The sequence below is a fragment of the Atopococcus tabaci DSM 17538 genome, assembly GCF_000429585.1.
GTDB lineage: Bacteria > Bacillota > Bacilli > Lactobacillales > Carnobacteriaceae_A > Atopococcus > Atopococcus tabaci.
On the sequence record NZ_AUCD01000092.1, the window covers coordinates 1 to 6,911 of the forward strand.

At 46.5% G+C, this 6,911-nt stretch carries 7 protein-coding genes and 3 pseudogenes; 6 read left to right on the forward strand and 4 right to left on the reverse strand.

Annotation, left to right across the window (positions count from 1 at the left end):
• The coding region (locus G470_RS13455) for an IS3 family transposase (RefSeq protein ID WP_156908077.1) at positions 1-198 on the forward strand (198 nt) is incomplete at its 5' end.
• On the opposite strand, the gene G470_RS14480 is transcribed toward G470_RS13455, so the two are convergent.
• Both G470_RS14480 and G470_RS0110800 read right to left on the reverse strand, forming a co-directional pair.
• The gene (locus tag G470_RS14480; protein WP_156908079.1) at positions 177-461 is read right to left on the reverse strand and encodes a hypothetical protein; all 285 of its coding nucleotides are present in this window, start codon (positions 459-461) and stop codon (positions 177-179) included. The genes G470_RS13455 and G470_RS14480 overlap by 22 nt on opposite strands.
• Complete coding sequence (locus G470_RS0110800; protein ID WP_028274814.1) at positions 418-1,605, reverse strand: M20 family metallopeptidase; 1,188 nt, start codon at positions 1,603-1,605, stop codon at positions 418-420. The genes G470_RS14480 and G470_RS0110800 overlap by 44 nt, the downstream gene beginning before the upstream one ends.
• A 241-nt stretch (positions 1,606-1,846) precedes the next feature.
• On the opposite strand from G470_RS0110800, the gene G470_RS0110805 reads away from it, so the two are divergent.
• From G470_RS0110805 to G470_RS0110825, 4 genes and pseudogenes are all read left to right on the forward strand, one after another.
• Positions 1,847-2,677, forward strand: coding sequence for a squalene/phytoene synthase family protein (locus tag G470_RS0110805; RefSeq protein WP_035445605.1), 831 nt, complete (start codon positions 1,847-1,849; stop codon positions 2,675-2,677).
• 71 nt (positions 2,678-2,748) lie between these two features.
• Positions 2,749-3,365 (forward strand): annotated as a pseudogene (locus tag G470_RS13460) (sugar O-acetyltransferase).
• A gap of 308 nt (positions 3,366-3,673) precedes the next feature.
• On the forward strand, positions 3,674-4,720 hold the full coding sequence (locus G470_RS0110820; protein WP_028274816.1) for a PTS sugar transporter subunit IIC: 1,047 nt from the start codon (positions 3,674-3,676) through the stop codon (positions 4,718-4,720).
• Positions 4,721-4,743: 23 nt separating this feature from the next.
• Positions 4,744-5,691 (forward strand): 2-dehydropantoate 2-reductase, encoded by a 948-nt coding sequence (locus G470_RS0110825; RefSeq protein WP_028274817.1) that lies wholly within the window; start codon positions 4,744-4,746, stop codon positions 5,689-5,691.
• 26 nt (positions 5,692-5,717) lie between these two features.
• Here G470_RS0110825 and G470_RS15140 read toward each other — a convergent pair.
• A pseudogene (locus tag G470_RS15140) lies at positions 5,718-6,343 on the reverse strand (DegV family protein); the annotation flags it as partial.
• On the reverse strand, positions 6,342-6,527 hold the full coding sequence (locus G470_RS15050; protein ID WP_028274820.1) for a DegV family protein: 186 nt from the start codon (positions 6,525-6,527) through the stop codon (positions 6,342-6,344). The pseudogene G470_RS15140 and the gene G470_RS15050, both read right to left, overlap by 2 nt.
• 163 nt (positions 6,528-6,690) lie before the next feature.
• On the opposite strand from G470_RS15050, the pseudogene G470_RS0110845 reads away from it, so the two are divergent.
• Positions 6,691-6,911 (forward strand): annotated as a pseudogene (locus tag G470_RS0110845) (IS30 family transposase); the annotation flags it as partial.

Consider the following 6,911-nt stretch of genomic DNA (forward strand, 5'->3'; position numbering starts at 1 on the left):
TCCTTCTTTGCGACGCTCAAAAAAGAGTTGGTATACCGCCGACGGTTCCAAACGAAAGCCGAAGCCATCCGGACAGTGAATTGGTACATCTCGGTTTTCTATAATACGAAGCGCCGGCACTCCAAGATTGATTATCTTTCCCCGGATGAGTTTGAACGCCTGCATGAACCGCTGCTTCAGGCAGTCCAATCTGTGTGACCGGCCAGCTTTTTGTCTTTCTTGACTGTGCTTTTGATTTGGCTTTTTCCATTATTTTTATCTGATGTGTGTCCATTTTCTTGACTTAATTCCAAATTTAGACCAAAAAGGGGATAGAGAACCAAATCGCAAAAAAATCGAAGCGGAATTTGGACCGGATTGAGAACTGGCAACAAAAAAAGACCGGAGCAACCCCGGTCTTTTTCAAAAATATTCGGTTTACCCGCAATAAGCTGCAACCACAGCGGCCATGGATTTGGCACTGATGATCAAGCTCTTTTCGTTGATTTCGAATTTCGGGTGGTGGTGCGGGTACGCTTCTTTTCCTTCAGGGTTTGCGCCCACGTAGAAGAAGGTACCTGGAACTTCTCTCAAGTAATACGCGAAGTCTTCAGAAGGTGGAACTGGGTCCATGTCGACCACTTCATCCACTTCCGGAATGTTCGCATCCATCAATGCTTGACGGACTTTTTCGGATTCTTCCGGATCATTGTACAACACCGGATAGTCGTTTGCGTAGTTCAAATCTACTGTTACGCCATATGTTTCTTCCAACCCTTTGGCCATTTTGCGGACTTGTTTTTCGACTGTTTCACGGGCTTCATCCGACATCGTACGCACGTCGCCTTCCAAAGTGACGGCGTCTTTGATGACGTTGAACTGTCCTTTGCCATCAAAAGATCCGATAGTGACAACTGCGGTATCAAACGGGTTGAGGCGGCGGCTGATGATGGTTTGCACGTTCATGACAAACGCGCTGGCTGCGACGATGGCGTCGTTTGCGGCATGAGGGGAAGACCCGTGACCGCCTTTTCCTTGTACTTTCATGACGAATTTTGCCCGGCCAGTTTGTGTGTTTCCGCTGCGTACGTAAACTTTTCCGGTTTCCATTTCAGACATGACGTGAATGCCGAATACAACGTCCACTCCATCCAATGCGCCGGCTTCGATCATGCCTTTTGCGCCTCCTGGTGGAACCTCCTCAGCTGGTTGGTGGATGATTTTGACGGTTCCTTTCAGCTGGTCTTTCAACTCAGCCAATGTTTCACCCAACACAAGCATGTAAGCTGTGTGGCCGTCGTGTCCGCATGCGTGCATCACGCCTTTGTTTTTGGAAGCAAACGGCAAATCAGTTTCTTCTTGGATCGGCAGCGCATCGAAGTCCGCACGGATGGCGATGGTCTTTCCAGGCTGCTCGCCTTTGATGGTGACAAGCACCCCGCGTTGTCCACCAAAATTCGTCTCTACGGAATCCACCGGCACGTCCTTATAGAACTCGCTGATATAAGCAGCTGTTTCTTCTTCTTCAAAAGACAGCTCCGGATGCTGGTGAAGGTAGCGACGAATTTCAATGATGCGGTCTTGTTTCTCATCAAGTTGTTTCGTTAATTCATCCAATAAACTCATTACATCGTCTCCTTATTTAATTGTAAGTGCCGCATAGCTGTTCGCTTCATGTGACTGCCTTCATTCTAATACTTTCCGTCCGACTTTCCCAGCCGATGAAACGGATACAATGGAAGAGAACGTTTTCCAATGCGAAAAAATTCTTGACAACCGCGTATGTTCAAAAAAACTTTCACACTTATCCTTTAGAATTAAGAGCAATTCTTATACAATAGAGCTATGACAATCAAGGGGGAGAACCATGATAAGAAAAGAAACGTTTCCCAAAGACGCCATGCGTGTCTTGAAGGAAACCAGCCGTACTTTTTATATACCCATCACATTCTTAAAAAAGGATATGAAACATGCGGTGGCTTCAGCTTACCTTGTTTATCGGGCCATTGATGAGATTGAAGACCATGAAGACATTCCAAACCCAACCAAACACGACGTCTTGATGCAGGTAGCAGAGTTGTTCAAGCGCCCGTTCACGGAAGAAGAATATTTAAACGTCATTGCACCTATACGAGGGCAGCTGCCGGAAGTATCCGTCCGCTGCTATGAATGGATTGAAGCGTGTCCGGAAGGCGCCCGCGACATGATGCTGGAAGCCGGCAGCGAGATGGCGTATGGAATGGCCAAATGGGCGCAAAGAAACTGGCAGGTCCATACGAAAGAAGACCTGGATGAGTACACGTATTACGTCGCCGGCATTGTCGGTTTGTACTTGTCCAAAGTGTGGAAATGGTCGTACGGCCAGGAATCCGACGATGAACTTGCGCTTGGATTCGGGCGGGGGCTTCAAGCGGTCAACATTCTGCGCAACCAAGAAGAAGATTTGGAAGAACGCGGTGTGAGTTTCGTTCCGGACGGATGGACGCGTGACCAACTGTTTGCCTATGCGGAAGAAAACTTGGCGAAAGCGGACGCGTATATCGAGATGCTGACGGATAAGAGTGCCATCATGTTCTGTCGTCTGCCGCTCGCATTTGCGCATAAGAGCCTGGACGCCATGAAAAAAGGCCGCGAAAAGATGACCCGTGAAGAAGTGGAACGCACCGTGGAAGAAGAAAAAGCAAAACTGGATAAATGATTCCGCAAAAGAGTGCCAAGGCCAATTGGCGCTCTTTTGTAGGTATAAAACATGTTTAAAGGAGCGGAACAATGTCGGAATTTGAAAAGATGGTCAACGAGCAGTTGTATATTTCGAAAAAATTGAAGCGGACAAACAACCGGTCCACGGCCGAAGAATTGCCCAGCAGTACAACCAGACCGATGTGGCAGACGAAGAAACCCTCGAGCGGCTGTTGAAGCAGTTGTTTGGCAAAACAGGGGAAGAGATCCAAATTAATCCACCGGTTCATGTGGATTATGGACGGAATACATACATCGGGGAGAACTTTTTCGCGAACATGGACTGCATCTTCTTGGATGTGGCGAAAATCATCATCGGCGACAACGTGATGTTCGGACCGCGCGTGTCGCTGTACACGGCCGGTCACCCGATTCACCCTGACATCCGCAACACCGGTTTGGAATTCGGCAAGAAAATCGGCATCGGCGACAATGTCTGGCTGGGCGGAAACGTGGTGGTGATGCCCGGCGTGACAATCGGGGACAATGTCATTGTGGGGGCCGGTTCGGTGGTCACCAAAGACCTCCCGGACAACGTCATCGCACTCGGCAACCCGGCCAAAGTCTACCGGAAAATCACCAACCGCGATCTGGCATACTGGAAAGAAAAAGCGGATAAGTATTACGAGGAGTCACCGGAAAAATAAAACAAGAAAAAAGCTTGGAAGACAAACTCTTCCAAGCTTTTTTCGTATAAGATAATCGCGGAAAAAATGAGATTGATTAGAGAATCACAATGGAAATGAAAGAAGCATTTTACTCTAGCAAAATAAACGAAAAACCGAATGAATCGGTTACGAAGGTTATTTTTTTCGTACGAAAAAATATTGTTTTGATGAAATGAGAATGTGAGTTTTATGGCAATATTCTTCTTGTAATCAAGAATTATTGTGATATTATGAACAATGCAAAACGGCCGTTAAGAAAAATAAACAATTTAAGGAGCAAATCTAATATGGAAGAAAAAACGCGCTATTCATTGAAAGATTACGTGAATAAGGTTCTAGCGGGGACTGCCAGCGGAATCGTTGTTGGTTTAATTGCAAATGCTATCTTAGGCGGGATTTTCAAAGCACTGATTCCTTATGGGGCGATTTTTGAAACATTGACAAACGTTGTGGGCATTATGCAGTTCATTACTCCGGCTCTAATTGGTGTATTGGTGGGAATGCAGTTCAAGTTCAATGCGATGGAAAGTGTCATCATCGGTGCAGCTGCTTATTTAGGCTCCGGTGCGTACACTGTGACGGAAGCGGGAGTCCAAATGGTCGGAATCGGGGACTTGGTGAACGTGATGCTGGTTGCCGGAATCGCCGCTTTTGTTACCCGTTTGCTGCAGGGGCGACTGGGATCTTTGACCTTGATTTTGCTGCCTATTCTGGTCGGTGCCGGGGTTGGAACGGTTGGTTTGCTGACCCTGCCCGTCGTCAGCCAACTCACTTCTTCAATCGGCAACTTGATTAACAGTTTCACAACCTTACAGCCGTTGTTGATGGCCGTATTGATATCCGTTGCCTTTTCCATTTTGATCATCTCACCCATTTCTACTGTAGCCATTGGGATCGCAATTGGGATTACCGGATTGGGCGCTGGTGCGGCTGCTGTAGGAGTGACCGCGTGTGCAGCGGTGCTTGTTGTAGGATCGTTGCGGGTTAATCAAAGCGGAACGACCCTCGCCATTTTGTTGGGTGGGATGAAAATGATGATGCCGAATCTTATCAAATATCCGAAAATCGTTGTTCCGATTATTTTGAACGGAATTGTGTCCGGAGTGGGCGTGTATTTGTTCAACATCTACGGAACTCCTCAAACAGCCGGTTTTGGGATTGTTGGTTTGGTCGGCCCGATTCAAGCCGTCAACATGGGCGCAAGTCTGTTGAACACAATCATTGCGTACTTTGTCATTCCGTTTGCCGGAGGATTTTTAATCGATTACTTGTGCAATAAAGTGATTCACGTTTATGAACATGAAATTTTCAAATTCGTACCATCAACAAACTAAGGAAAAAGAAGGAGATTGAACAGATGAAAGTGGCGATTGCAGGATCAGGAGCTCTAGGATGCGGTTTTGGGTATTTGTTGCAAAAAGGCGGTAACGAGGTCACATTAATGGATTACTGGGATGCGCATATCGAAGCCATTCGTGAAAATGGATTGCACATTAAGGTCAATGGAGAAGAGGACAACGTGCCGATGGAAATTGGTAAACCGGAAGAAATTGATGATACATTCGATGTTGTTTTTATCTTTACCAAATCCATGGGGCTTCGCAGTATGATGGAATCAATCAAACATACGATAAAAGAAGATACTCAAGTGGTCTGCTTACTGAATGGTTTGGGACATGCCAAAACCATTTCACAATACGTACCACGAAAAAATATCATCATGGGAACGACCGTGTGGACAGCAGGGATTGATGCACCGGGCGTTACCCATTTCATGGGACAGGGGCCGGTTGAAGTACAAAATTCTGATCCGGCGCAAGAAGCTGCTGCCCGTCGTGTGGTGAAATTGATGGCTGATTGTGGATTGAACGGTGTATACAGCGAGGACGTCCACTTCACAACCTGGAGAAAAGCTTGTGTGAACGGAACAATGAACGCATTGTGTGCTTTGTTGGATACAACCATCTCAGAAGTGTTTGCATCCTCTCAAGCCGACTTTTTGCTGCACCACATAGTCACGGAATTTGCCCGTCTTGCAGAGACGGAAGGAGTTAAATTGGATGTGGAGGAGACCATCTCTTACTTGAAGCAGATTGCGGAAAAAGTAGGAAGCCACTATCCTTCCATGCACCAGGATTTGGCGAATGGACGTCCAACAGAAATCGACTTCTTGAATGGGACGGTTGCCCGGGAGTCTAAAGAAAAAGGTTTTACTGCACCCTATTGTGAATTAATCACACAACTGATTCATGCAAAAGAAGATATATTAAATATCCAACGACAAAAAGAAGCAGTGACGGCCTGAAGAGGCTGTCACTGCTTCTTTTTTTGTCACTCTTCCAATGCTGCCACTCCGAAAGCGCCCGGTCCGGCATGGGAAGAGATTACGCCGCCGGCTTCCACCCATTGAACATGCTGGAAACCTTCATCTTTGACCATCTGCTCCATCTGCGCTTTGATGTCTTCGTCCAATCCAAGGGAGTAGCACAAATAAATGTGTTCCCGGTCAATCGGGTACTGCGCTAAGTAGTCCTGCACCATCTGTTTGGCGACTTTCAACATTTTTCCTTGGTATTTTTTAGTGGACACCAATTTTCCGTCAATCAGTTCAATCAACGGTTTGATTTTCAACAGCGTCCCGCCGATATAGGCAGCGTTCGATACCCGTCCGCCGGCGCGCAGGAAATCCAAGTTACCAGGCAGAAACACCATTCGCGTTTTCGGCACCGCTTTTTCAATTTTTCCAGCAACGTCTCCAAAGGAATGTCCGGTTCTTTCTCCAACAGCTGTGCGGCATAGACCACAACGGTGGTGAGCCCGACCGAGACGTTCAAGGCATCCACCAAATGGATGTCTTCAAATTCCTCCGCCGCAATTCGCGCGTGTTGGAAAGAAGACGCCCGGGAAGTGTATCCGACGTGCACAATGGTCGCATCAGGATGGTCGTTTCTGATTTTAGAAAAGAGTTCCTGGTATTCCTCCGGGTTGGTGGAAGTGGTGGAGGGTGTCTTTTTCGTCTCTTAAGTAATGTTCCACAATTTTTTGCACGGGGATGGATCCGTCCAAGTAATCGACGCCGTCCATGATCACATGCATGGGAACCGTGTAAATATTGTAACGCTTCGCCAACTCTGGAGGCAAATCCGCCCCGCTCTGTATGTGTCAATACTTTGGCGGAAACTTTTCTCTAGAGATGGTAACTCTTCAATTTTAATCGTGGATTGTATAATTAAGCGAGACAGAAAAAAGACATGTTATGATACACTCAAATTAACCTACCAAAGCTAAGGAGAGTGCACCATACATGTCGTACACCCATCTTACCAAAACAGAACTCATATTCATAGAAGAATACTTTGCCATTAATCTCAGTGGTCGCGAGATTGCTAAAAAGCTTAAGCGAGGTCATGAAGCAGTCTACAGAGTAATCAGGAAGTTGAAAACGGGTAAAACAGCGATCGATATTTATCTAGAATACAAAGAAAACAAACAAAAATGTGGACGTAAACCTATTCAACTTCCTCA

What these genes read in the sequence shown, in the direction of transcription:
- G470_RS0110800 (WP_028274814.1), bottom strand. Translation starts at nt 1,605, where the DNA reads ATGAGTTTATTGGATGAATTAACGAAACAACTTGATGAGAAACAAGAC.
- G470_RS0110805 (WP_035445605.1), top strand. Translation starts at nt 1,847, where the DNA reads ATGATAAGAAAAGAAACGTTTCCCAAAGACGCCATGCGTGTCTTGAAG.
- G470_RS0110820 (WP_028274816.1), top strand. Translation starts at nt 3,674, where the DNA reads ATGGAAGAAAAAACGCGCTATTCATTGAAAGATTACGTGAATAAGGTT.
- G470_RS0110825 (WP_028274817.1), top strand. Translation starts at nt 4,744, where the DNA reads ATGAAAGTGGCGATTGCAGGATCAGGAGCTCTAGGATGCGGTTTTGGG.